Here is a 26,677-nt window from a genome sequence, read left to right as displayed (position 1 = left end):
TAACTTTATAATTATTAAAAACTAAGATTGAAACCCACAATATATTCGCGCTGAAGCGGAATAGCCCTTTGGGCATCCAGCTCAGGGTCGAGAGCTCCCCATTTAGTAATGGTAAACAGGTTTTTACCTGTAAGGAAAATGTTAAGTCTATTCAGACCTGCACTAGACATTAGCTTGCTTGAAAACGAATAATTAAGTGTAATGTCCTTTATCCTGATAAAGTCTGCATTCTCATAAACACTAGGTATGATCCCTTTACCCAGGTAACGGTTTGCCTGACTGGTGTTAGACCAAAACTCATTACTCCTGTTTTCCGGAGTCCAATAGGTTCTGGTGATTAAGTAATTTCTGTCTTTATAAGGATTTGCCTTCAAAACACCAGTTTTACCATACATAAATACCGAAAGTCCGAAGTTTTTATATTTAAAGTTATTGGTTAATCCCCAGGTAAAATTGGGTTCAGGAGAGCCTATCAATTGGCGGTCATCCGGATCATAAACACCATTGTTGTTCAAATCCTCATACCTGGCATAGCCCGGCTTCGCACCGTATTTTGCGGCCAGCTCCGCATCCTCGGCCTGCCACACACCTATAAATTTGTAATCGTAATTAACTTTGATCTGCTTTCCTAAAAACCAGTTGTTAGCAATATCATCCTTACCGTCTCCATAAAGATCTAATATCTTAGTCCGTATAAAGGTGAAATTGGCACTTGTGATCCAGGAAAAATCAGGCTTAGTGATGTTCCTGGTACTGATCGTAATTTCTATCCCCTCATTTCTCGTTTTTCCTATGTTCTGAAATACACTATTTACACCATGTACTGCAGAAATTGCCCTTTTTAGTAATAAATCATTGGTATTATTTCTGTAAACATTAATGTCGCCCGAAATTCTGGAATCAAAAAAGCCAAAATCTAAACCAAGATTAAGCGCTTTGGTAGATTCCCAACCCAAACCTGCTGTTCCTAATGTAGAAGGTATGTATCCCGGGGCTGTTACAGAACCGTCGATATAATCGCCTTCCGAAAGCTGGGATAAAGTTTGATAAGGACTAATGGCTTGATTACCACTTAAACCATAAGATGCACGAAGTTTAAGTGTATTTATGGTTTTCTTTGCACTACTCAAGAACCCTTCATTGGCAATATTCCAGCCGACTGCAACAGACGGAAAAACACCATATTTTCGGTTTGTTCCGAAACCGGAAAAACCATCCCGGCGAACAGTAAATGTAAATAGGTACCTACTGTCATAAGCATAATTGGCCCTAAACATCTGTGACAATAAGGTAGTCTTAAAATATTGATAGGAAGGAACAATTTTACTAGCCTGAGTGATGCCGTAGTACGATAAGAAGTCGTTGGCGAAGCCCTCCCCATTCAGAATACTATTTTTATTTTCCTTTTCTTCTATACTTAAAAGCCCGGTGAGAAAAATACTATGTTTTTTAATGTCTTTCTTATAAGAAAAAATACTCTCAATAGTATATGAATATTTGTTTCCGGAATTGGTTTCGCTTTCGCCCCTAAGCACCCCGCTTTTACCGGTATTCGTACCCTGATACCAGTTCTTTTCAGATGATTCGTACTGGACCCCCGTATTTAGACGGTAGGACAAGCCCTTAACAAAGGGCAAGGTAACATTCAGATAGTTATTACTGGTAACAGAATATTTCCGCTTAAGGTCATCATATAATAGGTTCTCAATCGGATTTATCTTTCTTGGATCATCTGCTATTGGAGTGATATTAACAGATCCATCCGGATTAAAAGGTACTGCTAAAGGTGATTTGTTAAATAAATCAATAAATGAAGGCTTGGCGCCGCTGTTATTTATATAACCCGCCATACTGCTACTACCAAGCGTAAGCCAGCTTTTAATATTTGAGGTTACATTGATCCTGGTGTTGATGCGTTGGTATTTATCGTTGATAACTATACCCTTTGTACCAAGATAAGACATACTTACATTATAGGTCGTCTTATCTGCACCACCGGAAACGGATAGATTGTGCTGCTGGCTATTCCCTCTCCTTAAAATCAGATCTTTCCAGGTCCATGAGTTATAAGAGCCCGAATTGTATACATCTAATTCAGATGGGGTAATTGCAGCTTCAGTATCATCATCTGGATTGGTTACTCCTTTTTTAAATTCATAATACTCCTGTCCATTCATCAGATGCGGAAAATTTGCAACATTCTGCAGGCCATATAAAAAGTCATATTTTATGGTAGGCTTACCTTTGGTTCCTTGTTTGGTTTGAATCAGGATTACACCATTTGAAGCTCTGGAACCATAAATGGCAACTGCAGATGCATCTTTTAAAATATCCAGACTTTCTATATCGCTGGAGTTGATATCCGACAGACTCCCATTGTAAGGTATACCATCAAGGATGATTAATGGGTCGTTACTGGCACTGATGGATTTCCGGCCGCGTATCAAAAGTACAGCTCCACTTTCAGGATTAGCACCTGCAGCAGTCGTAGACACATTTAGTCCCGCCGCAGCACCTTGAATGAGCTGAACAACATCCGTACGCACCATATTATCCAATCTTTCTTTGGATATGGAAGTTACGGCTCCAGTAATATCACTTTTCTTTTGAGTACCGTACCCAACAACAACCAATTCATCAAGTGTTTTGGTATCCACCAGCAGACTTACATCAATCTGGGTTTTGTCTTTAACTGCTATTTCTTTTAACAGGTAGCCAATACTTTTAAAAGTGAGGGTAGCATCTTTTGGCGCTTTTATCGTATAGTTGCCGCTTGCATCTGTAATGCTGCCAATCGAGGTTCCTTTTACTTTAACGGTTACCCCAGGTAACTTCTCCCCTTTTTCATCAGAAACAGTTCCTTGTATAGTGATGTTCTCATGCTTTTGAGAAAAGGCTTTGGAGGGAGCAATAACAGCCAAACCGCAATAAATAAGCAACAGCATGTAACTGTGCCTGGTGATGATTAAAATTTTAGGTAATCGTCTAAATTTCATAATGCCCGGTTAGTTTAGTTTATACTTGGTTGGTTTTGGGCAGGCCCTGGTTAGAGACCGACACAACTGCAATCGTTTGCAGTTTGCATATTTATACATTATTTATTTAAATCCAAAATAATTGTTGAATTTATTTCAAAAAAAAGCCTTGGTTACACATTCATAACCAAGGCTTTAAATACAAAAAAATGGATTTAAATGGACTTAAAAGCCACTCGACCCTCTTTTAATCAATTCAACAGGTGTAGTCAACGAAATAAAGCTTCTACCTGGATTAACACGTTTCTGAATGAGGTCCATCATCAAATTTGCAGCCTGCTCTCCCATCTCATGTGGGAATTGCTCAATTGAAGTGATCGTAGGAAATGAGATATCTGTACGGTTGTCATTTGAATACCCAACCACCTTTAAACTATCAGGAACAGCGATATTTCTTTTCTTCGCAAATTCAACGATAGCCAGAGCTGTCGTATCATTACTGGCGAATATCCCATCCGGCACAACTTCCTGGTCAAATATATGCGCACAGGTATGTAAAGCATTCTCTTTATTCAGCTCATGAAAGAAAGCTAAATCATTCTCAAATGGAACATTACCTTTCTTCAACGCATCCTTATAGCCGTCAAAACGCTCCTGATATTGGTTACAGGAAAGCGGCCCTCCTATATGAGCAATCCGTTTGCATCCTTGTTCAATTAGATGCAGCGTAGATAAATAAGCGCCATGATATTCATCTCCTTTGATCTTATGCGCGGGATAATTATTAGGCACCCTATCGTAAAATATGATCGGAATTTCCCCTTGCAATGAATTGTCAAAATGCGTAAAATCCTCTGTTTTAATACTACAGGATACGATTATCCCCTCCACTCTTGATCCATGGAGCAAGTTAACCAGCTTTTTCTCCTGCTCCGGATCTTCATTTGACTGACAAATGATCACGCTATAACCGTATTTATGAAGTGTATTTTGAATGGCTGTAATTACTGCAGCCTGAAAAAACATAGAAATCCGTGGTACAATCAAGCCAATTGTATTTGATTTACTATTGCGCAATGCCGCTGCCAGCGCATTATATCTATACCCAAGCTTCTGAACAGCCTCATTCACACGGGCTTTCGTCTCTTCACTAATATGTTCATGGTCGCTAAGCGCCCTTGAAACTGTCGAAGTAGACATTCCTACTTCTAAGGCTATATCTTTAATAGTTATTTGTTGCTGTTTCATTTTTCATAGTATATGCAAACGTTTGCAAATTAAATGATTTTTTAACAGATTTCACAGCTTATGCAGCACCCATTTTAGCCAACTTGTCACAAAAAACAACATAACAACCTAATCAACAGACAAATAAAAACAAAAACACATATAAAAAACTGATAATTGCAAGACAAACCCTAGCTTCTAATTTTCTTTTTTCAATTCAAAAAAGCAACAAAAAAACTAAAATGACAAAAACTGCAAACGTTTGCGGATTAGTTATAGAAAATAATGATCCAACATGAGGCAGACCAGCATTTTTTATAACTAAAAGAAGCAGCTTCTTCTTATTTTGTATTCACATATATCTTTATTAAATTTAATCAATCATCCTTATCGCTCTATATGGAAATACAATCTGGCTATGCTACACGCAGGCCCTTTCTTTTTATCATCCTGATCTACCTCACCGCAGGATTAGCCTGGCTATACCTTGGAAGCATCATGATTGGCATTGTAGACCGTAATAATCCACACGTAGATCTCCGCTATCTATACACAGGTAAAAACATAACTTTCCTACTCTTTACGGCCGCAGCTTTATACTTTCTACTCAGGGATTATCAAAAACGGCTATTACGTGCAGAGAATAACTATTTCAAATTATTTGAAGCTTCGCCAGGATCCATATATGTAATGGAAAAGTTTAGCTTCAAATTTCTTGCTGTAAATGATGTAATGGTAAGTAAGTACGGATATAGTAGACCACAGTTACTTAAAATGACGGCCATGGACATCCGTCCGAAGGATGAACGTATAAAATTAAAAAAATACCTGAATTCAACCCACGACGAAGGGCATGAAACCGGAATCTGGCTTCACCAAAAAAGAAATGGAGATTCTTTCTATGTCCTCATCTCCCATCATTCTATAAAATTCAAAGAAAAGGATGCTTATATTGTTATTGCGATTGACATAGACAGAGACCTAAGAAATGAACAAAGGCTAAAAGAAATAGCCTGGACAAATTCGCATGAGATCAGAAAACCGATAAGTAACATATTAGGGCTAGTTGAAATCATAAAAACTGATCCACCTAATCAAATAATTGATCCAGAACTACTCAGTATGCTTATTACTTCAGCACACGAATTGGATACAGTGGTAAAAAAGATCAATTCACATGCCGAAGAACTAGATACGCGAATCTAAGCCTTTACTATGCCTGAGTCTTGCTTTGGAGGCCTTGGTCCTCGCTTATAAATAACAAGGCCATTTAAAAAATTACGCAGAATCTGATCACCGCAAGGCTTAAAATTGGGGTGATCATTGTTTCTAAAAATATCTCCAAGCTCGCTTTTGCTGACTTTAAAATTTACCAGAGCCATTATTTTCAGTATATCATCGTTCGTAAGCGACAGTGCTACACGCAACTTTTTAAAGATATCGTTATTACTCATATTACATTGCTATTTCAATCTTTACCTTTTTGTTCTTTATTTTTTCGTTAGCAAGTGCAGCCAAAATACGCTTCACCATTTTACGCTTAACCGCCACGTAAGAGGACTGATCTTTAACTTCTATCAAACCTACATCTTCTTTCTGCAAGCCACCTTTTTTTAGCAGCAAGCCAACAATATCTATTTTATTGACCTTATCCTTTTTCCCTGCAGCGATATATAAAGTCTGCCATTCACTATCGCTTGGAAGAGAAAAACTCCCCTTCAGGCTTTCTACTTCAATATCACTTTTCAGAAAAGGATACTTTTCATCCTCAGCAATAATCAGGTAAGCAGTACCTTTTGCATTCATACGTGCAGTACGTCCGTTACGATGCAGAAATGCGTCCTCTGTATAAGGCAACTGATAATGAATGATGCATTCTACTTCCGGTATATCCAAGCCCCTTGAAGCCAAATCTGTTGTAATCAGAATTTTAATACTACCATTCCTGAATTTCAGCAGAGCCCGCTCACGCTCATCCTGCTCCATTCCACCGTGAAAAATATCATGCGCAAGATCCTGATCAATGAGTAAGTCACTAATCCGATCTACTGTTTCCCTATGGTTACAAAAAATCAGCATATTCTTATCACCAACCTTACAGATCAGCTTTAATAATGTAGACAGCTTATCTTCTGCTGTAGTGGATACACTTTTCAGCTTTAAATCCGGTGCCACTGCAGCATCTCCTAAAAAGTTAATCTCAACCGGTTGATCAATCCCCGTAAATTCAGGAATTTCCTCCATAGAGGTTGCCGATGTAAGCATCCTTTGTTTTAAAGAAAGTAACTTACGGATGATATAAGACATATCTTCCTGAAAACCGAACTCCAATGCTTTATCAAATTCATCCAGCACCAAAGTAGTAATCACTGACTCATCAAAATTTTCATGACGAAGGTGATAAGCAATCCTGCCAGGTGTCCCGATCAAAACCGCCGGGGCTTGCTCAAAATTGTTTCTCTCTGTTTTTACAGGATGACCACCATAACAGCAGTTCACCTTAAAACCGGTCGACATTTGTCTGAACACCATTTCAATTTGTAAAGCTAACTCACGCGAAGGCACCAATATCAGCGCCTGAACACCTTCAATATTTTTCTTTAAATTGTGTAATACCGGCAACAAGAAACCTAATGTTTTACCTGACCCCGTAGGAGCCAGCAAAACCAAATCGCGCCCTGTTTTAGCTGCAGCCAAAGTCTCCAGCTGCATTTGATTAAGGGAAGCAATCTTCAATTTCTCCAGTATCTTTTCTACCATCATGGCGCAAAGATAGTGGAATTAAGGCATTAAAACTTTAGATACTTCTTACGCAGGTACTTCAAAGAGCTATTTAATCGCATATCCAGATTCATTAACATATGCCCCCGCTCAGAAATCCAAGTCGTCATCTTACTATTAACCCGTTTAACGGGCATATAAACCTGCTCCTCCATTAATTCATGATAATCAACAGCAGCTCTGCTTTGCTGAAGCAGATAAAATTCATTTAATAATTCTGTCTTCATAATGCTTATATTTAGTTAACGATTTACTTATTTAACGAAAGCGCGCCTGCCATATTATAACAACCCTTCATCAAAAGGGTTTTCAAGCAACATAAACTGTTGAAAACTAAGTAATTGTTGACAATTAAACAACGACAAGTTAACGAGTTTTTAATTTTATCCACTTATTTTTAGGAAACCTGAATACGGGTTGTTTAAAACTAACACCAATAACGTATGAACTGGAAGAAATTTAGCGGCGAAATCATTCACTCTTCAATTCTGGAAGAGGTAGAAAATGCCATCATCAGAGAAATCGACAACGGCTACAAGCTTAAAGTTTGCATCGGAACAGACTCACAGGTAAAAGGCCCACACACTGATTTTGCTACTGTAATTGTTTTACTAAGGGAACAGCATGGAGGCTTCATGTACATTCATCAGGAAAAAACAACACAAAAAATGAGCATCAAAGAAAGAATGTTAATTGAAGTGCAAAAGTCTATCGAAACAGCCTACTCCATTTGCGACCTTTTAGACATGTATAATGTCGATCTTGAAGTTCATGCAGACATCAACACCAACCCAATGTTTAAATCAAACAAGGCTTTAAACGAAGCTATGGGGTATATTTTGAGCATGGGATTCATTTTTAAAGCAAAGCCAGAAGCATTCGCCAGCTCTACCTGTGCAGATAAAATGGTGCATTAATTGGAGCAAGGATTAAGGAGCAAGGAACCAAGAGCAAGGAGCAAGGATTAAGGAGCAAAGACTACCACTTCTGCTTGACTGGACTTACAGGTGCAGCTTTTACAACAGGTGACACAACAGCTTTACTCATCATCGCTACTTTAAAACGTTCTGCAACAACATTAACCTCTCTGGTTGTCGCCTTTAGATAACCGCCCCATTCAGCTGCATTTAACTTCCCCGGTTTAGTTTCAAGCGGAGTCCCAACAGTCGTCGAGGGCACAAAATTACCATAACGATCTCTCTGATAGGAAATAAAATTAAAATCGGTCAACCAGAAACGATATTTCCCAGCTCTGATCTCTACATGAAAATTATAAAACACCTCACCAGATGGATGACTTAAAACCAATGCTGTTTTATTGATAATCAATTTCCCAGCAGCTTGAAAAACCGAGTCTCCTTCTTCAGATTTCACCTTTAATGATTTAGTTGATTTTTTAAAAAACAGTGCAGCCCTTGCACTCAAAGAATCCTTAGGAACATCCTTTATTGTAACTACCTCATAATAGATCAGCTTCCCCCTATCATCGTTAGACAATGGCTTGTCTTGTGCAAAACCGACAATTGTAAAAAACAATAAAACAGCTAGAGTTAAGAATTTCATAACATAAAGATATAAAAAGGCCACCGGATATATTCCGACGGCCTAAGATTAAACGTAATAGAGACTAAAAGGCATAAACAGCGGCCAAAGAGAATTGTGAGGCTGATTTAGATGGTGTGACACCATTACTTTTAAAAAAGTCCTGGGTGTAATCTTTGTCATTATCAAAGCGTATTTCAGGAATGAAAGTTAAGCCACCTGCTTTGATGTTTGCAGATAAGGTCCCTGAAAGGATACTTGCATCAGCAGCACCGGCAGCACCTTTCATGTTAAAGTACTCTGCTCTTACACCTAAAGAAACCGCAGACGTAAATGCATACTGTGGATACAGTGCTACACCACTATATCCACCATTATCTTTAGAAACCGAGTAATTAGCAGCATTTAAACCCAATTTAAATTTATCCGTAACCTGATAGGTACTCACAAGATCAATGATCGTCCCAACTCCATCAGCACCTGCACCATGTCCCGTAAGCCCGTTTAGGTAAATCGTCAAGCCTTTAACCGGCGCAACCATCAACTGGCCTCCGACATGAGAGACGCCATTTAAATCACTGTAAACATTCCAGTCATTAAATAACCCCACCATTAAACTAACCTTATCCGAAAAGGCGTAAGTCCCCTTAATACCGGCATTCTGGAAAGGTCCTGCACCAAAAAGGTAAGAAGTCGAATAATTGAAATTGCCAACAGGCGAAATCACCTCATAACCAATAAATGTTCCCATATAACCGGCAGTCATGCTAAACTGATCTGTGAAAGCGTAATTCACATATAGGTTCTGAATATGAAAACTAGATGCAGAGATATCTCCGGCAGATGTATAAGCAAATGAAGCATTAGGTATCGATTGTTCCTGTCCACGTGGTCCAAAAGACAGTTCTCCAACAAACGATGCTTTACCTGTTGTTTTCTTTAAAGCCAGATCAATCATACCAATTGAAACCGAATTCTGCTCAGAAGCAAAATACGTTTTGATATTTGGCGCTTTTGCAAAGTCATACTTAAAGTAAGTATCTACCGATCCTGAGATCTGCAATGGAGCCTCTGTAGTCTCCTGTGCATAAGTTGCAGAAGTGATGGTCAATGTTGCGAAGGTGAATAGAGATCTTAATTTCATAATCAATTGGTTTGAGGTTGAGAATCTAAATGGTTGAATAATTCTTAATTAAAAAGTATTTTCTATTTCCTGACCGGTAGAAGCTACGACCAGCGTACCCTGAGAATATTTTTCATTGTGCTGACTTGCATCCAAACCTTCTTCTTCTTCTTCAGAAGTTACTCGGATTGGTTGTACCAGGTTAATTAGTTTAAAGATGACGAATGACATCACAAAACTGAATATGATCACTATAACAGCGCCTTTTAACTGTATTAAAAAGAACTCAACATTACCATAAAGCAAACCATCTACACCTGCAGGATTTACCGTTTTAGTTGCAAATACACCAGTCAACAACATACCAACTATACCACCTACACCATGACAAGGGAATACATCTAAAGTATCATCTAAAGATGTTTTTTGTTTCCATGAAACAACAAGGTTAGAAACTACAGCAGCAATTACACCGATAAAGATGCTTGAAGGAATACTCACAAAACCTGCTCCAGGAGTAATAGCCACTAAGCCTACCACAGCGCCTATACAGAAACCAAGAACTGAAGGTTTTTTACCTCTTGATACATCAAAGAACATCCATGACAACCCTGCTGCACCTGCTGCAATATTAGTGGTTAAGAAAGCGGAAACTGCTAAAGCATTTGCACCTAGGGCAGATCCAGCGTTAAAACCAAACCATCCAAACCAAAGTAAACCTGTACCAATTAAAACATACGGAATATTTGCCGGCGGAACTTCTTTATGCTCCATGTGACTTTTCCTTCTTTTAAGTACTAAAGCACCAGCTAACGCTGCCATCCCTGCAGAAATATGTACTACCGTACCACCGGCAAAATCAAGCACCCCCATTTTGAACAGGATACCATCTGAATGCCATGTCCAGTGTGCCAATGGAGAGTACACGAACAATGCGAACATTACAATAAATAAAATATAAGAAGTAAAGCGAATACGTTCTGCCACAGCACCAACTACCAGTCCTGGAGTAATGATTGCAAACATTAACTGGAAGACTGCAAATAACGAAAGCGGAATAGTCCCCCATGCCGGTCCTGAATTTACTCCCTGAAAGAAAAAGAATGTTGAAGGATTACCAATAAAACCACCGATTGAATCTCCGAAAGCAAGACTAAAACCAACCACTACCCATAAAACGGTGATTACACCTGCAGCGACCACACTTTTGATCATGGTGGAAAGTACATTTTTACGATGCACCATACCTCCATAGAAAAATGCAAGTCCCGGTGTCATCAAAAACACCAAAGCCGCAGCAACCAATACAAACGCAACGTCTGCCGCATTGTATTTCCCCTCATCAAAGTTAGGAAGCAAGGGAATAAATAGAGCAAGAATTGCAATTATTAATAAAACTGCAAACGGACCCCACTGTTTAAACAAAACTTTTGCCATAATTTTAGATTTTACTAGTTATAATTATCTGTTTATTTGATTTTTTTCATAAAACTACGGAATAATTATAAAAAACAATACACAAAAACACAAAACACCAAGTAAAACGTTGTAATTTTCATTAAAAATCAAACAAAAACATTAAAAATTCACAATTATAAGTTCAATATTTTAAAATAATCTAATATTAATACAAAAAACACATGTATTTTTTGACAAATAAATAAAAATTACACAAAAACATATAAAAAATAAAAAAATACAGACAAATCACCTCCACAAAATAAAGTTTATCATAAAAAACATAAAAAAAACAACAAACCATCAGCATAAAATCAAAAAACTACTCATTTAGATTAATCGTATATTTAGATAACATGAAATCATATCAGCTTACATTCAATCAAAAAATACCAATACCCCTACAAGAAGTTTGGGATTTCTTCTCTTCCCCCTTAAATCTGGCCAGAATAACTCCCGAAGAAATGGCATTTACAGTTACTTCAACCATGGATAATACGCAGAAAATGTATCCTGGAATGATTATTACCTATAAAGTGTCGCCAGTACAAGGAATAGAATTAGATTGGATGACAGAAATCACCCAGGTCCATATAAATTCTGGCACCACCAACACCATTTCAAGGCAATTGAAGGTGGAACAGAAATGAACGATATATTAACTTATGGATTACCCTTTGGCGTTTTAGGCAGAATTGCAAACACCATATATGTAGCCAGAAAACTGCAACAGATATTTGAATATCGCAGGAAGAAGTTGATAGAAATATTTGGAGCTTACCCCTATACAGGTATATAAGCAGAACCCTGCACAACCCCTCTTTTCTCAATCTCCTTATCAATATAAGTCTGAATGGCGGATTTATTCAATCCCCAATTGGGTGCAATCAGCAAATCCCAGTCAGATATCCCAAACAAACGTTGAATAACGACATCTGGTCTTAATAATGGAATCAATTTGCATAACAAATCAGTGTATTCTTCCAAAGAAAAGAGTTTAAATGGCTGTTTTTTATATTTAGCGCCCATTATAGAGCCTTCAACGATATGAAGATGGTGGAATTTCACGAATTTAATCTGAGGAAATCTATTGATCTCGTGGATATACCCTAACATCATTTCCTCAGTTTCCCAGGGAAAACCAAAAATGGTGTGCACACACAGATCCAGTTTGGAATTTTCAAGTAGCTTAACAGCTGCTACAAACTCGCCATGGCTACAACCTCTATTGATTTGATTTAAAGTATCATCATATATAGATTCCATGCCCATTTCCAAATCCACATCAAAACGATCTGTGTAGCTTTCCAATAAAGCGACCTTTTCGGCATCTATACAATCTGGTCTGGTGCCTACGGCAAAACCAACAATATCCTCGGTATTTATAGAAAGTGCTTCATCATACATCATTTTTAAATAATGTACAGGCGCATAAGTATTCGTATTAGGCTGAAAGTAAACAATAAACTTATCAGCTTTATAAAAACCCTTTCCTCTTTCCATCCCCTGCTCTAGTTGCTCGCGGATGGTAGGGAGCTTACGGGAAAGCTCAGGGGTAAAAGAATCAACATTGCAATAGGTACAACCTCCATAACCTTTACTGCCATCACGATTAGGACAGGTAAAACCTCCATCAACAATTACTTTAAATACCCGCTGTCCTTCATATTTTTGTTTAAGGTGCGTACCGTAATTATTATATCCTTTTATGCCTAAATCTAACAGAGTTCCCAATTGCTTATCTTTTATTTTTGCAAAAGTACGGCTTTTTAATTTATTCTGTTGCCCTCCCTTCCAAAGGACAACAGAATGAACCATAAAATTACTTTAGCAAGTTATTTGCATAGATTTCAATTGCTATTCAGCATCTTAGTGACATTTCTCATAAACCTTTGCAATAAAGAGCTTTCTTCAGTCACGATCTCTGCATCTCCCTGCATGCCATTCTTCAGCATAATTCTGTGTTCAGGATCCTTATTCTCAAAATGCTCGAAACTGATCTTTGCAATAAACACACTGTCTTTAAAGGCCACATCTGAAATGTAATTCACCTTACCCCTAATCAGTCCATACTGTTCAAACGGAAAGCTCCGCATTTTTATCAGGGTTCGCTGCCCAGTTTTCACCTTACCCATATTATACTGTGGAATATGAACCTCACCAAAGAAATCGGTATTATCTGGATTGATCATGAATATTTCCTGCCCTGCATTTACCGTCTGATTTTCTTGAACAATACCCGCATAGCTCAATCTGCCATCAACCGGTGCCCTTAAAATGTATAGATTAATCCAAGTATCAGTTTCATTGATCATATTGCTTAAAGATTGTACAAATTTTGCTTGCTCGTCCTGAATGGTATGGTCCAGTTCCAGTATCTCCTTTTGTTTAGCCGCATAACTACTATTGTTGTTCAGCAAGGCCGTTAAACTTTGTTGCAGGGGGTATTTGCCAGCCAGGTACTTATTTTCCTGTTGTTTGTATTCGCTGGTCGACACCATATTTTTCTGATATAGTTTTTTATAGGCTTCAAATTCATGCTCTATATTAGAAAATTCCTTTTCCTGTATTTTTTGCTGCTCTATAATTTGGACTTTTAACTTCTGTATTTCTTTTAAGTCTTGTTCCAGAAATTTCTTTCTGTTCAAGTAATACCCACCGTTCTGTGCCGAAACGTATTGCAAATATTGCTGATAAAAGTTCTGGTAAGCACCTTGTAACTCGCCCAGATTCATCCCCTTAACCAATAAACCTGGCGCAACCTTACTCGAAATTAATCTGCTATTCACGTTCATCAGTATTTCGTGCAATTTTAATACATCGCGGTGACTGGCTGTACTTTCCATAAAAGCTAAAGGCTGATACTGCTTAACAATCGTCCCCTCTTTAACCAAAAGTGCTACGATCTTGCCTGTCTGTTTAACCATTACAGACTTTGGAGCATTTAGTGAGTTGACTTTCAGACTAGTTTTTACCACATCTGGATACCGGATAAAGGCAGAGGCTAATACGATAGCCAGCAATATTCCAAAGATCAGAGTTATCCCCCTACGCAATATCCATGATGGCACAGCAGTAATGATCTCCTGTACTTCCTCACTGTTCACCTCAAGCCCATTGATCCTTTTGTCTGTTTCTTTGATATTTTCTATTTCTATCTCCATGTTGTTACACTCCAAGTTCCAACTGATTTTTTACCAGCTGATAATATTCACCGTTTGCAGTCACCAATTCTTGATGGCTACCCTGCTCAATAATTTCTCCTTTATCCAGCACAATGATATTGTCGGCATGTATAACGGTACTTAATCTATGAGCAACAACCACTACAGTACGGCCTTTAAAAAAGGTCTCCAGATTTCTCATGATAACTTTTTCATTATTGGCATCCAATGCATTGGTAGCCTCATCAAAAAAGATATATTCCGGATCCTTGTACACTGCCCTAGCAATCAGCATTCTTTGCCGCTGTCCCTGGCTGATACCATTCCCTGCGGCACCAATTTTGGTATTTAGACCAAGAGGCAATTCCTCAATAAACTCGCGGATATTGGCCACATTTATTGCGTTTAATAATTTTGGCATATCAGGGTATTCATCACCCACAGCAATGTTGCGCGCAATGGTATCTGAAAAAATAAACCCATCCTGCATCACGATACCGCATTTACTGCGCCAATAGCGATAGCCTATCTGATGTAAATAAGTACTTCCGACCCTAATTTCACCCTTTTCAGATTCATAAAACCTAAGCAGCAGTTTTAAAATGGTGGTCTTTCCACTGCCGCTCATTCCTACAATGGCCGTAGTCTTGCCTTCGGGGATATGAAGACTGATGTGTTTCAGAACAGGCTCGTTCCCCGCTCCAGGATAAGTAAAGCTGACATTGTTTAGGTGGATACTTTTATTTAAAGGTAGTTCTCTTAAAAACTGTTTTCCAGCAGGTTCTTCATCCTCCAATTCGTGAATTTCGTTTAAGCGTTCCAAACTGATCTTTGCATCCTGAAAGGATTGCAAAAAGCCAAGCAACTGCTCTATAGGGCTGTTCAACTGTCCAACGATATATTGAATAGCCATCATGGCGCCTAAGGTGAGCTGCCCGTCAATTACAGATTTAGCCACCATAAAAGTAATCAGGATATTTTTCCCCTCATTGATAAAAAAGGTACCAAATTGCTGGTACTGACCTAAGGCCAAGCTCTTCATACTAAATTTAAACAACCCCGCCTGAATTCTTTCCCATTCCCAGCGCTTTTGTTGTTCGCAATTGTTCAGCTTAATCTCCTGCATCCCGCTGATCAGCTGCACAATATTACTCTGGTTCTCGGAAGAAATGTCGAAACGTTTGAAATCCAGCTCCCGGCGTTTTTTAAGGAAAAAGATCACCCAGAGGCTGTAGAGGATACTGCTGACCAGGAAGATCACAAAAATATTGATATTGTAATAAGCCAACACAAAGGCAAATACCACCAGGTTGAACAATGAAAATATGGTGTTTAAGGAAGAGCCAGTCAAAAAACTCTGTATCCGGCCTTGGTCGCTCATCCGCTGCATGATGTCGCCGGTCATTTTGGTTTCAAAGAAACTCATAGGCAACTTCATCAGTTTGATCAAAAAGTCTGTAAGGATAGAAATATTGATGCGGGTGGTGATGTGCAGCAGGATCCAGGAACGGATAAAATCAACGCTCATCCTACCCAAAAACAGCATGGTCTGGGCAATCAGGATAATGTAAACGAAATTCAGGTTGCGGGTATTGATCCCAATATCGACTATGGACTGTGTTAAAAATGGTAATATCAGCTGCAATAAACTGCCTACCCCCAACCCAACAAAGAGCTGCACTATGAGTTGTTTGTATTTGTACAAGTACCTGAGCATATAACTCAAATCAAGCCCCTTGGATGGATCACCGCCTTGCGCATAAAATTCTGGTGCTGGGGAAAGCATCAACGCAACGCCTTCAGCATGTCCATTATTCTGTGTACTAAGCCAGCATCTCAAAAAATCAGTTTCGTTATATTCAATAAGTCCTCTAGCCGGATCGGAAATGTGATAAGTTCTTTTTGAGGATGATTTGGAACCGATCTTGTACAGGACCACAAAATGCTTTTGCTGCCAATGTAGGATGCACGGAAGATCTATTTCCAACAGCTTTTCCAAGCTTAATCTTACCCCTGTTGTGCGAAAACCAATTTTTTCGGCTGCTTCGCTGATTCCAAGCAAAGAAACCCCTTCACGATTAATACCGGAAATTTCTCGCAAACGCTGTAAGGTATAATTACGGCCGTAGTGTTTGGCAATTATACGCAAACATGTGGGACCGCAGTCCATCTGGTCGGGTTGTTTATAATGGGGAAATTTTGTCAAGATTGAGCGATTGTTAAGTTATAAATATTAAAGAAATACCCGAAAAAAGATGTTATTATAAAATTATCCAGACATCAAATGTATAGGTACTGGGGGGAAGAGTTTGCTCATTTTACAACAAGCCGTTAATCATCCCTTTCACTTTGTCATTTCCAGGAAAGGCTGTAAATTTATTGATGAGCGCACCTTTTTTATTATATAATAGATATGACGGAATACCCTCGAACTTAAAATGGTTCATGATGTATTCCCACTGAGCACCTGTCAGATAATAATGTTCATTTCCTATTCCTTTAATTTTTTCTTCCCATAGCTTTCGAGGAGAAGAACCGTTTGTTATATACACAAATGCAACATCCTTATCCCGAAACTCATTTTTTGTACTTCTGAATTGCTGCATTGCATCCAAACAAGGAGTACACCATGTTGCCCAAAGGTCAATAAAAACAACCTTACCCTTATGTTTAGAGACAATTGCTTCAATAACTTTATCTTCGGAAACTAATGATATGTCATTTACAACAGCTGGTGATTTGAATTTGTCCAAGTCAACAACCTGTTGATTTTTTCGAAATAGTATTTTTGCAATTTCTCCTTTTTTCCAATAATTTACGATATTCTCTTTTTGTTTTTCGGTTAGCGGTCTTACTTCTTCAGTTAGCTGTCTGGCATAGGCATTGGCCGCTAAAATATCATAGTATGGCCCATTGTCGAATCCAACTAAATCCGATAAAATAACTTTCGCATTTGCCAACCAAAAGGGAATATCACTTTCTCCAATCACAGGGAGCCCTAATATTTCATTTTGAAGAATTTCTTTTTGAAATTCCTGGAACGTAAAACAATTCAGATATTGTGGATCATTGAGATTAAAATCTTTCAAAAAATGATAATATGATCTGTCAATTTTTTGGATATCAGGGTTTTTACTTTTATCATCATTTGTGTTGTGATAATTAAGCATCATATATTTTTTGTAATCAAAGACGAATCCAACATATTGGAATAAACGGAAATCTTTGGACAAAACTCCTTTTAATTCTTTTGATATAGATGTATCGTTATTTACAATCTCTAATCTTTCCGATATAGCGGTTTTAGCATAATTCAGAAAATAATCCGTACTTTTATTATACAAAGGTTCCAGTGTTCTACCCGATCTATATTCAATCATTTTATTCATAACCTCAAAGCCTTGGGTCATATCATTTTGATTCATAGCAGGCGTAACGTCAATATTTTTGATTTCATTATCCGAATTATAAGCAATATCAAGGTTAGTGATACCACCACTTGTCAATTTAATAAGAAGGTACTTCACTGGATTTAAACTGGTATTTAAGCTAATCAGAGAAATAGCTGTTTCAACATCAACATCAATAGAGAACTTCCCTGATTGATCAACAAACGATTTATATTTAACAAACTCTCCGGAAATTGGTTGTGAAACAGTAATATTTACAAAAATGTTATTCTTGTTCGTGTCATTCGGACTTATTATTCTTCCTGTTATTTTAGATTTACCTGCTATTATAGTAGGTGTATCTATTGTTATACCAAAAGATTGTTTACTTGAGAACAAGGACAAAAGGCTGAATATGCAAAAAAGTTTTAATTTTATTATTTTAGTCATAGTTATCTTGATTTTATTCTAGCAGACCTTTCTCCAAGATCTGCTAAAATTAAGTGATTATTTACCTAAGATCTGAACAATGCAGTTCTCCGGCCATAAATGATCGACAATATCCCCCTTCTGGGATCCCATCATGTGACCAAACACAATAATCACCATCCTTCTTAAGTCTACAAGCTTCTATCTTACTAGTATCGACGACTATTCCAACACCTTCATCACAACCGCCCGGTTCTTCTATTGGCATACATCCACTATCGCTACAAGGGGTATAACCAGGAGGGCACACAACTAGACCTCCTACAATTTTCCTCATCTCAGTTTTGTTAAGCATTTTAAAATTTTTCATAAAATTACCTTATTTGTTTTAAGATTGTACCTCAATTACACCCGGACTACTTAAGCGGCATTAATTTTATAACTTTATGCTGGTTAATTGAACGGCATCGCCGCAACTCAACAATCCATTTTGTATACACAAACCCTTTAGCTCAACAAATATTTGATATCATCTAACCTATAAGGATCCGGTAACTTATAACCATTAACCAAAATAGTCGGTGTAAAAGTCACTTCTGTCAACTCACACCATTCCTTTTGTCTTTGGGTAACCACTTCCATCTCCTTACTAACCTGTATTGGATAATTTTTAGCCCAGGCTTCATAGTCTTTCTTAGTACTATTATACCAATCATTTAATCCTTGCTCAACCTTACCCCTGTCTTCCAGTAAGCTAAGCGCAGTTAAGTGCCTTGCAACTTTTGTTTTCGGATCGTCATCGTGGTTGGCTGTGGTAAAGACAATCTTTACCTGGATGTCGTCACGGGTGTTCAGCCACTGGTCAAGTGTTTTGTGTGTTGTAGCACATGGACCACAGAACGGGTTACTGACCATAGTAATGGTATTTTCTGCTTCAGCATTACCCAGTACAATCGGCATAATGTCATTGGGCACAGAAAAGCGTGGCTGATTGGTCAAAACCTGGTTAAACAGGTCGCTGTTGTATTTAAACTTTTTCAGTTGTTGTTTTAAAGGCGCGACCTGCTCAGCTTTCAGCATAAATGGTTTTACAAATGCCCATAATACAACAGGAATTGCAAAGCTAAAGAGCATGGCTACAATTGTAGTTATTTCAGGTGCAGGCACCACATATCCGGCACCTGTTACAAAAACGATGAACTGCAGCCACAACAGAGCCTGAACTGTACAGCACAGCACACACCAGTTTTTGGCCTTATACTGGTACCAGAGCGACCAGAAGGTATAAGGCAGGCAACATAAATTCAGGATCGCCAGATAAGGCAATGCATTGTTTACCAATAACAAACTAAGCAATGATCCTGCAAAGTAGAAAAAACCTACTTCGCTCCAACTTAGCCAATCGGTAACCTTTGCTTCTTTAGATTTTAAGATGGCATTACAGTCGTTCTTTTTACCCAGACTGCAAAGGTTTTGTACAAAGGGGTTACTAGCATTAACACTATAAATAAGCAATAAAACACTCACAGTAAGCCCTGCCAGCCCCAGTATAGTCAAAGCTGTAAACATCCAGGTAAAGTTATACTGGAAAAAGACATATATCAGGCAGCCGAAAACAGCAAAAACCAGTGCTGGCACCCGCACCTGATTTAAAGTTCCTTTAAAGCGTTGTGTTTTGTATGCAGCTTCACCACTTTCTGCTGTTGCCTCTGCATACAATACTATCCCACCCCATTGGGAAAGGAAATCCTTTTCGGGCATACTGGCGTTGCTTTTTTCCTCGTCGGTATAGCTCACTGATCCATTGCTGATGTTGTTGATCAGGATAAACTGCCCGGTTTTCTGAAGGTGGGCGATCAACGGAAAGGACAGGTCAACTGGATTGTAATCGCTTTTATCAATCTGATAAGCATTGTTGGGGATTTTCCATCCTGTCAGGCAATCGCTAAGGGCCAACAGGCTTGGGGAGTCAGGATGCTCATGCAGCGAAGATTTGATGGTTTCATAACTTACACGAACATTTAGTTTTTTTACCAGTGCCTGAAGAACAGCAACGACATTTTCTTTTTTTGAAAAGAGAAAGAGCATAATGTGGAATATTTGGTTAGTTTAAATGTAAAAAAGTAATTTGATTAATTAACAAAAAAATCACATAAATTACTCGTTTCATTTAACAGCTGAGAAGGTCTATTTATCTACCCGCATGGTTTCAATGTCGCTCATATACCTGGTCAAAGCAGCTTTATAGGTTAAATCCTGCCCAGCCATACTTGTCAGAAAGCTTTTAAAATCCTCCAGATCGCCGGCAGTAAACCCCATTCTGACAAATAGTTCCTTATCGGTTTCCCAACTGTCTAGGTTAACTTTCTTTAATGCCAGCTCTTTATAAAGAACCAATCCCTTTACAAAATCCTTATAGGCAATTGTCTTTTTATAGTCGTTAAAATAATCTATAAGCGTACGATAAGTAGCAGATTTTCCAATCCTAACCTGATCCAGCATTAAAGCACCTAGCATAGGGCCTTTTAGAAACACGCTATCAATAGTTTCAAAATTACCGCAATGTTTAAGGATGGTAATATCGCGTTTCAGCAGGCTGTCCTTTTCTGATGATTTGTGCTTTACAAAATAAGGCTCTGTGTCTAACAACTTTTTACAATCAATAGCTTCCTGTGCACTAGAAGCAGCACAAAAAAGTACAAATATGGAAAGGAACAGGTATTTTACAGGCATAACTTCGTATTGACTCACAAAGGTATAAGCTTCTCATTAAAAGCTCATATTAAAATCACGAATTGTACTTATATTAGATCATGAAAAAATCTGCTTTCCTAACTCTACTCATTACAATTTCTACTATAGCACTTAGCTTTTCTCAGACTGAAAGTCCCGCAAGTAAATATGCAATGGCTAAATTCCAGACCTATTATAATGCTGAGCAGCCAGATAGCATTTTCAACTTGTTTAGTTCAGAAACCAAAGTCGCTTTGCCATTAGAAAAAACTAAAGCATTTCTTTCTCACCTCAAAAGCAACTATGGCAATATAAAACAAACTAAATTCATCAATTACCAGGAACCATTTGGAGTTTATAAAACAGAACTGGAAAAAGGGACAATACAACTGAGCCTTAGCGTGGATAAAAACAAGGCAATTACGGGTATATATGCCAAACCATTCCAAGAGCAAAGTCCAGAGATCCAGAAACGAAATACAAGCAAGATGCAGTTACCATTTAAAGGAGAATGGACTGTATTCTGGGGTGGCGATACAAAAGAGCAGAATTACCATGTTGTTGCCAAAATGCAGAAGAATGCCTTTGACATGATCATCACCAATCCGGAAGGAAAAAGTCATAAAACTGACGGCAAAAAGAACGAAGATTATTATGCATTTGGCCAGAGTCTTACTGCTCCATGCGAAGCAGAAGTTGTATTTGCTGTTGACGGCGTAAAAGATAATATCCCTGGTTTAATGAATACCATGCATACATTGGGCAATTCAATACTTTTAAAGACACAGCAAAATGAGTATATCTTATTTGCCCATTTCAAACAAGGTACAGTAAGGGTCAAACAAGGAGACAAAGTAAAGACGGGACAGCTTTTAGGCCAATGTGGCAATTCGGGAAATTCATCTGAACCGCATTTACATTTCCATATTCAGGATACAGAAGATTTTAACCAGGCTACAGGGATTAAATGTTTTTTTGATAAGGTCACAGTAAACGGTACTGTTAAATCTGATTATTCACCTATCAAGGGTGATAAGATTAGTCAGCTCTAAACGAGTATGTAAATAAAAAGCCATCCGAAACGACAAAAGGTCTTTTCGGACGGCTTATAAAACTTTTCTTAATTAAAGAAGCTTAAACTCAACCCTACGATTCAAAGCTCTCCCCTCTTCTGTGGTATTAGGTACAGCGGGTTTTGTAGCGCCATAACCTTTTACAATTAACCGACTTCCGCTAATCCCTGCATTTACCAGGTATGACTTCACAGAGTTTGCTCTATCTACAGACAACGACATGTTGTGTTCCGCAGATCCTTCAATTGAAGAGTGACCATTGATCGCAAATTTTACCGATGGATCTTTCTTCATTTCGGCAGCAATCCTATCCAACACTTCAAATGACGCTGTCTTCAATACTCCTGAATTAAACTCAAACTGAACATTATGAAAGTTGTAATCAGGTTTTTCTTCTACAGGCGCTGGTTTTGGCTCAGGTGTAGGCTCAGGTTTTTTCTCTTCAACAGGAGGTGCCGGTTTTTCAACTGGTGCGGGTGGTTGAACAATTGCTTTCTTTGTTTTACAAGATTGCACGGACATTGTAAGCAGACCAATAGCTGCCAATAATAAACTGGTTCTTAAAAATTTCATTTGTGTTGTTGTATTTGTGTCCGTAATGATAAAAAATAAGTTTCACATCTTAAAAAGAATACTCAATTAAAACGAACAATTTATACAAATAGTGTTGATGAATTTAAGTACCTACTTCAAGATCTCCTCAAGTTTTACCGCTAAATCATCACCTCTCAAATTGCTGGCAATGATCTTTCCATCCGGACCAATCAAATAGTTTTGCGGAATTGCTCTAACCCCATAAAGACCAGCCACAGCATTTTTCCATCCCTGCAAATCACTTAATTGTGTCCATTCCAATTTATCCTTCTCAATAGCCTTCAACCAATCTTCCTTTTTCCCCGGATTATCTAAAGAAATGCCTAAAACTGTAAAGTTTTTATCTTTAAACTTGTGAAAAGTAGCTACAACATTTGGATTTTCAGCGCGACATGGACCGCACCAGCTTGCCCAGAAATCCAGCAATACATATTTCCCTTTGAAATCAGAAAGCTTTACTTCCTTACCGTTTATGTCGGCTTGTACAAAATCCGGAGCTATGGCACCTTTTGCTGTTGCTTTAGCTGCAGAAATTTGTTTAGCAAACGCTTGCCCGGAAGCACTGTTTTTTAGCGATGCCGATAAGGTATTAAAAACAGGCTCGATCTTTCCTACATCAAGCTGTGACCCACCTATTTCTTTTAAAGCCACCAAACTAAAGTACGAATCCGGGTTCTTTTGAATATACTCACTTTGAATCCTTTGTTTTTCCGCAGTAATAGGCTCAAACTTTGCCCTTAAGCGCTTCGCTAAGGTTCCGTCTTTTTTCTGCTCCTCAGTTCCAGCCGCCCACTCCTTATCTAAACCAGCTTGAGCCAATGTTTGTGCAGCAAAAAGCTGGTTATAACGTACGTATTCCACACTCAATTTAGCCCCAGAAACGGTCGCATATTTAATAGAATCCTTTGCTAACAACACAATTGCACCTTTATCTAAAAACACCTTGTAATTGTCGGGATCCTTGCCTCCTCTACCTATTCCGTCATGCGAAAGTGTTATCGTGCCAATACCTGGAGTTGCAACTTTACCCGAAAATGAAAACGCTCCATTTTTCAATTCAGCAGAATCTATTGTCCCCCTGTTGCCCCCAATCATGTATGTTAAATAGGCCTTAGCACCATTCTTTGCATTCGTCACTTTTCCTTCAATACTAAACGTATCATTTTGAGCCCAAACCAACAAAGGGAAGGACATCGCTGCTGTTAAAATTAATTTCTTCATTTAATATTAAGATCTATTTTTATACTTTTCTTTTGCATCGGTTACCATTTTGATTTGGTCGTCTATAGTCTTCGTAGAGCTCCCTTCTTTTACCAGATTCGCTTTAATTTCATCACCTACTATTAAAGCTTGATCCCAATGATAGTTGCGCCATAGGATATAAAAATAAGTGTTCAAATACTTAGGATCTCTATTCCGCTTGAACAGTTCTTCCATCCATTGTATGCCTGCAGCACCCTTATCCTTGCCACCAGTCCAATTGCCTAACATGCTGGTCAACGATACGGCATAAGCATCATTCTTTTTACCATATTTATTCAAGAAGTCTGTGCCTCTTTTCATATAGAGATTGATGTCATCTTTCCCGTCGGCACCTTTAGAGTCAAAGACAGCATAATACTCTGCATACTCATCGTAGAAAGGATATTTCTTATCTTTGAACAGCTTCATTTTGGCATTAAACTCGGTCATACCATCCTTACTGCTAAAACCTCCGGCTTGCAGCCCCTTAAAATACCAAAGATAAGCGGTAGCAATAGCGCTGTCGATTTTTGGTTTTCCAATGGACTTATAGAAGTCCTTTGTATTTTTCTCCATGTATTCAAAAGATGGGGAGAAAGGTCCCACATTAACAACTTTCATCAGATCATAGGTATTCCTGGAAGCTTTTTTGTCTTTGGGAAGCGATTCAAAATACTTTTCAAAATCGTAGTGCGCTTTATCACCGCGGTAAGATCTGATCAGCATCTGGAAGTACCTGGCCATAAAAGCCTGATCTCTATTACCAGCATCCCATTGTTTGACCAGAACCAGTTGATTTTTGTTGGGATCCAAGGCAGTCTTTCCTAATTCGATAAAGCCTCGTGTGTCCATACCACCCGCTACAGAGTGTACTGTGGTACCATTGGCATCCAGATACATCAGGGTAGGATAAGCCTGCACCTTGTATTGTTTGCCTAATTCTACTCCATAACCTGAATCGTCGCATTGTATCTTGACATTGATAAATTTATCATTGTAAAAGTCGCCCACAGATTTCTGTGGAAATATATCGGCCGACATAGCCTTACAAGGGCCACACCATGAGGTATAGAAATCCACAAAAATCATTTTGTTTTCCTGCCTGGCCAATTTCATGGCTTCTTCCAGGTTGTGCTGAAAGTTAATCCCTTGAGAAAACCCCTCATGCCCCAATAAAATAAGGCAGATACCGAATACTATTACTTTTAAACTTTTCATTTTTTGAACTGTTTTATTTTAATACTTATTTATTTTTGACTTCTAGCAGTCCTCACGTTAGTTTAGGTTTTGAAGGCCATAATACCTCCAAAACCTAAAAATGTATACTAAATCTGAATACCAAATGCAGTAATTCTTCCAAAACCATCATAGGTGCGGATGTAATCCGGATTGGTCACTAACCCTCCTACGCCTAATGTTTCAATAGGAATAGTGATAATCTTTCCTTCTTTGGTACTTTCATTATAAGTACTGAGTATGACCAATCGTTGAGCAGCATTAAGTGTTACACGCTTAGCCCAATTTGTGGGGTCACTTGTGCTAGGCAAATACATACGTCCTGCTCCTGGATCGTAAACCCCTGCACCATAATAAATATTCATACCTGTGATCTTCTCTCCCGGTTTTACTGTATACCGTAGACTGGTCGTTGAAGGCACTCCAATTTCGGTGATGGTCGCATAAACTTTGTATTCTGTGGCATAGAATAAGACCTGCTCCATATTGGAAGAGGTAAAGTACTTCGCAGTGCTAATTTCGGGATTTTGACTAAGGTCATTAACGGCTATTCCCATTGCCCCTGTAAAGGGATTTGTTAGTTTAATCTGGTAGGCGTAGTATTTATCCTGATCACGTTCTTTCATAATGGCAATAATACGTGCATCATAACCCTCAAATAAGTACCTGCAGGTCTTGTTGCCCATATTATTGGGATCAAATTTAGTTAAGGGATTGTTCAGATCTGTTGCATCAAAATTTCTGAGTGGATCGGCCATAGAGGTCATCCTCGGCAATAAAAGGAAGCGGTTGTTTAACTCATCGTACAAGACACCCCCAGATTGCACTACGCCCGGATTTTGTAATCCCAAAATTTTATTGGCCTGATAGCCCTTCTTATCAGATGCCAGGAAAGAATAGCCGAACTTTTGACTGTCGCCATACCGACCATAGCCTTTTCCATTATTGATGATATACTGGTGTTGATTTAGGTAGTGGGCTGTAGATATATCATCAGGTTGAATCTTATCCTGCGGAAGGGCAAAAAGTTCATTATCTAAACTTTTCTTCATATAAGAGTTGGGGTCAATACGGATAAAGGATTTGTCAGTCATGAAAGTAACATCCTTATAACTATTATACTTGTGGTAGCTGAGTCGTTTGACAATTCCGTTGATCTTTTGACCATTAGCAGTACTGTAAGCATTACGCATAATATTTGTGCTTGCACTGTCTTTTAATATTGACGTTGTAAAGTTAAAGGCCATAATCAGATTGACATCACTATTCTGCTCATCACGGGTATCTGCCACAATAAGGCCTTGACCAAATGGAGAAATAACGGTTATGTCCCAGGTAAAAAAAGCCTTGACATTATTTGTGGAATCTGTTGCCGTAAAAATCAATTTATACGAAATTGCTGAAGGCAACTCGGTGATGACGGCATTAAGATGCTCTTGGGTACCCACCACACGCTCATACCCTTGATAGGCATTCATTGTCCATTTGTACTTCAGACGCTCTCTGTAGGTATTTTCTACAGTTACAGTGGGTTTTACTGATAATGTGCCCTGTTGGAATACTGTATATTTTACAGGTAAACCTGCAGTATCAATGCCTATATTGGAGACCTTATAAAGATTCAGTGTTGACCTGTCCTTAATACAGGACCCCATTAGCACAGTGATACAAAATAATGTATAGATAATATGTCTCATTTCTTTTTGTTAAA

23 protein-coding genes are annotated in these 26,677 nt (G+C 38.4%); 5 read left to right on the top strand and 18 right to left on the bottom strand.

Features of this window, described 5'->3' with window-relative positions:
- Positions 1-14: 14 nt before the first annotated feature.
- Together P0Y49_03635 and P0Y49_03630 are read right to left on the bottom strand one after the other, a co-directional pair.
- Positions 15-2,996, bottom strand: a complete 2,982-nt coding sequence (locus P0Y49_03635; GenBank protein ID WEK20240.1) for a TonB-dependent receptor — start codon at positions 2,994-2,996, stop codon at positions 15-17.
- A 204-nt stretch (positions 2,997-3,200) separates the two neighbouring features.
- A complete protein-coding gene (locus P0Y49_03630) occupies positions 3,201-4,223 on the bottom strand; it encodes a LacI family DNA-binding transcriptional regulator (GenBank protein ID WEK20239.1) in 1,023 nt (340 codons plus the stop codon).
- 378 nt (positions 4,224-4,601) lie between these two features.
- On the opposite strand from P0Y49_03630, the gene P0Y49_03625 reads away from it, so the two are divergent.
- Positions 4,602-5,408: a PAS domain S-box protein gene (locus P0Y49_03625; GenBank protein WEK20238.1), complete on the top strand. Its 807-nt coding sequence runs from the start codon at positions 4,602-4,604 to the stop codon at positions 5,406-5,408.
- Here the strand turns inward: P0Y49_03625 and P0Y49_03620 are convergent.
- The 3 genes from P0Y49_03620 to P0Y49_03610 are packed head-to-tail and all read right to left on the bottom strand — an operon-like array spanning position 5,405 to position 7,210.
- Positions 5,405-5,656 carry a DUF1456 family protein gene (locus P0Y49_03620; protein WEK20237.1) on the bottom strand — a complete coding sequence of 84 codons (252 nt, stop codon included), beginning with the start codon at positions 5,654-5,656 and terminating at the stop codon, positions 5,405-5,407. The genes P0Y49_03625 and P0Y49_03620 overlap by 4 nt on opposite strands.
- 1 nt (position 5,657) lies before the next feature.
- Positions 5,658-6,965, bottom strand: a complete 1,308-nt coding sequence (locus P0Y49_03615) for a DEAD/DEAH box helicase (GenBank protein WEK20236.1) — start codon at positions 6,963-6,965, stop codon at positions 5,658-5,660.
- A 26-nt stretch (positions 6,966-6,991) separates the two neighbouring features.
- Positions 6,992-7,210: a hypothetical protein gene (locus P0Y49_03610; GenBank protein WEK20235.1), complete on the bottom strand. Its 219-nt coding sequence runs from the start codon at positions 7,208-7,210 to the stop codon at positions 6,992-6,994.
- A gap of 216 nt (positions 7,211-7,426) precedes the next feature.
- Between P0Y49_03610 and P0Y49_03605 the strand changes: the two genes are divergently transcribed.
- Positions 7,427-7,900, top strand: coding sequence for a ribonuclease H-like YkuK family protein (locus P0Y49_03605; GenBank protein ID WEK20234.1), 474 nt, complete (start codon positions 7,427-7,429; stop codon positions 7,898-7,900).
- A 61-nt stretch (positions 7,901-7,961) separates the two neighbouring features.
- Here the strand turns inward: P0Y49_03605 and P0Y49_03600 are convergent, their stop codons facing one another.
- From P0Y49_03600 to P0Y49_03590, 3 genes are all read right to left on the bottom strand, one after another.
- Positions 7,962-8,546, bottom strand: a complete 585-nt coding sequence (locus tag P0Y49_03600) for a DUF4468 domain-containing protein (GenBank protein WEK20233.1) — start codon at positions 8,544-8,546, stop codon at positions 7,962-7,964.
- Positions 8,547-8,610: 64 nt separating this feature from the next.
- Complete coding sequence (locus P0Y49_03595) at positions 8,611-9,669, bottom strand: porin (GenBank protein WEK20232.1); 1,059 nt, start codon at positions 9,667-9,669, stop codon at positions 8,611-8,613.
- Between the two features lie 48 nt (positions 9,670-9,717).
- The gene (locus P0Y49_03590; GenBank protein WEK20231.1) at positions 9,718-11,085 is read right to left on the bottom strand and encodes an ammonium transporter; all 1,368 of its coding nucleotides are present in this window, start codon (positions 11,083-11,085) and stop codon (positions 9,718-9,720) included.
- 377 nt (positions 11,086-11,462) lie between these two features.
- Here P0Y49_03590 and P0Y49_03585 point away from each other — a divergent pair, with 377 nt between their 5' ends.
- The gene (locus P0Y49_03585; GenBank protein ID WEK20230.1) at positions 11,463-11,756 is read left to right on the top strand and encodes a hypothetical protein; all 294 of its coding nucleotides are present in this window, start codon (positions 11,463-11,465) and stop codon (positions 11,754-11,756) included.
- A complete protein-coding gene (locus P0Y49_03580) occupies positions 11,753-11,905 on the top strand; it encodes a hypothetical protein (GenBank protein ID WEK20229.1) in 153 nt (50 codons plus the stop codon). Before P0Y49_03585 ends, P0Y49_03580 begins: the two co-directional genes overlap by 4 nt.
- On the opposite strand, the gene P0Y49_03575 is transcribed toward P0Y49_03580, so the two are convergent.
- The 6 genes from P0Y49_03575 to P0Y49_03550 form a co-directional block, all read right to left on the bottom strand.
- Positions 11,890-12,840 carry a TIGR01212 family radical SAM protein gene (locus P0Y49_03575; protein ID WEK21770.1) on the bottom strand — a complete coding sequence of 317 codons (951 nt, stop codon included), beginning with the start codon at positions 12,838-12,840 and terminating at the stop codon, positions 11,890-11,892. The two genes, P0Y49_03580 and P0Y49_03575, sit on opposite strands and share 16 nt — an antisense overlap.
- A gap of 116 nt (positions 12,841-12,956) precedes the next feature.
- The gene (locus P0Y49_03570; protein WEK20228.1) at positions 12,957-14,270 is read right to left on the bottom strand and encodes an HlyD family efflux transporter periplasmic adaptor subunit; all 1,314 of its coding nucleotides are present in this window, start codon (positions 14,268-14,270) and stop codon (positions 12,957-12,959) included.
- Positions 14,271-14,274: 4 nt separating this feature from the next.
- Positions 14,275-16,476: a peptidase domain-containing ABC transporter gene (locus tag P0Y49_03565; GenBank protein WEK20227.1), complete on the bottom strand. Its 2,202-nt coding sequence runs from the start codon at positions 16,474-16,476 to the stop codon at positions 14,275-14,277.
- 112 nt (positions 16,477-16,588) lie between these two features.
- Positions 16,589-18,109 carry a TlpA disulfide reductase family protein gene (locus P0Y49_03560; protein ID WEK20226.1) on the bottom strand — a complete coding sequence of 507 codons (1,521 nt, stop codon included), beginning with the start codon at positions 18,107-18,109 and terminating at the stop codon, positions 16,589-16,591.
- 486 nt (positions 18,110-18,595) lie between these two features.
- Entirely contained in the window at positions 18,596-20,176 is a 1,581-nt protein-coding gene (locus tag P0Y49_03555) for a cysteine peptidase family C39 domain-containing protein (GenBank protein ID WEK20225.1), read from the bottom strand.
- A 99-nt stretch (positions 20,177-20,275) separates the two neighbouring features.
- Positions 20,276-20,839, bottom strand: coding sequence for a hypothetical protein (locus P0Y49_03550; GenBank protein ID WEK20224.1), 564 nt, complete (start codon positions 20,837-20,839; stop codon positions 20,276-20,278).
- A 62-nt stretch (positions 20,840-20,901) separates the two neighbouring features.
- Here P0Y49_03550 and P0Y49_03545 point away from each other — a divergent pair, with 62 nt between their 5' ends.
- The gene (locus P0Y49_03545; protein WEK20223.1) at positions 20,902-21,873 is read left to right on the top strand and encodes a peptidoglycan DD-metalloendopeptidase family protein; all 972 of its coding nucleotides are present in this window, start codon (positions 20,902-20,904) and stop codon (positions 21,871-21,873) included.
- A gap of 72 nt (positions 21,874-21,945) precedes the next feature.
- On the opposite strand, the gene P0Y49_03540 is transcribed toward P0Y49_03545, so the two are convergent.
- The 4 genes from P0Y49_03540 to P0Y49_03525 form a co-directional block, all read right to left on the bottom strand.
- Positions 21,946-22,467: an OmpA family protein gene (locus P0Y49_03540; GenBank protein WEK20222.1), complete on the bottom strand. Its 522-nt coding sequence runs from the start codon at positions 22,465-22,467 to the stop codon at positions 21,946-21,948.
- 111 nt (positions 22,468-22,578) lie between these two features.
- On the bottom strand, positions 22,579-23,709 hold the full coding sequence (locus P0Y49_03535; protein ID WEK20221.1) for a TlpA disulfide reductase family protein: 1,131 nt from the start codon (positions 23,707-23,709) through the stop codon (positions 22,579-22,581).
- Between the two features lie 6 nt (positions 23,710-23,715).
- On the bottom strand, positions 23,716-24,948 hold the full coding sequence (locus P0Y49_03530) for a thioredoxin family protein (GenBank protein ID WEK20220.1): 1,233 nt from the start codon (positions 24,946-24,948) through the stop codon (positions 23,716-23,718).
- A gap of 107 nt (positions 24,949-25,055) precedes the next feature.
- Complete coding sequence (locus tag P0Y49_03525) at positions 25,056-26,663, bottom strand: PKD-like family lipoprotein (protein ID WEK20219.1); 1,608 nt, start codon at positions 26,661-26,663, stop codon at positions 25,056-25,058.
- Positions 26,664-26,677 lie beyond the last annotated feature (14 nt).

Source organism: Candidatus Pedobacter colombiensis, from assembly GCA_029202485.1.
In the GTDB taxonomy this organism is placed as follows: domain Bacteria; phylum Bacteroidota; class Bacteroidia; order Sphingobacteriales; family Sphingobacteriaceae; genus Pedobacter; species Pedobacter colombiensis.
This window is presented reverse-complemented; position numbering and strand designations above follow the sequence as displayed.